This window comes from Candidatus Symbiothrix dinenymphae (genome assembly GCF_001431085.1).
Genome location: NZ_BBRU01000540.1, coordinates 1 through 322, shown reverse-complemented (window position 1 = coordinate 322; position 322 = coordinate 1). Strand labels below are relative to the sequence as shown.

Sequence of the window (322 nt, the reverse complement as noted above, 5' to 3'; positions counted from 1 at the left end):
ATGGCAAATGGGAGAAATTATCCTCCGAATTGTCCTATTCAGCAGGCAACAAGCGCACAGATATATTGGATGCCACCGCCGAGTATAAGGCACGCCTCATCACCGCCTCAGGCGACACCGTGGAAACATGCCCGTATTGTCAGGAACGCACCCGCACCACACAAATTGGCGCAATAGAGGCACCTCCCCTGAAAGTATATCCCAATCCGGTGCATGGCGGTGATTTCATCACCATCGAAGGCGTTCCGGAAGGTGTTACAAACATCACAATCTATGATTTAAACGGTCGCGCGGTGTCAACATTACCGGTAGAGGCGTGGCG

The 322-nt window shown here is 52.2% G+C and carries 1 protein-coding gene; it reads left to right on the top strand.

What is annotated here, in order from left to right; genetic code table 11:
- Positions 1–322, top strand: a 322-nt coding sequence (locus ASC50_RS05555) for a T9SS type A sorting domain-containing protein (protein ID WP_158648505.1), incomplete at both ends; no start/stop codon positions are given.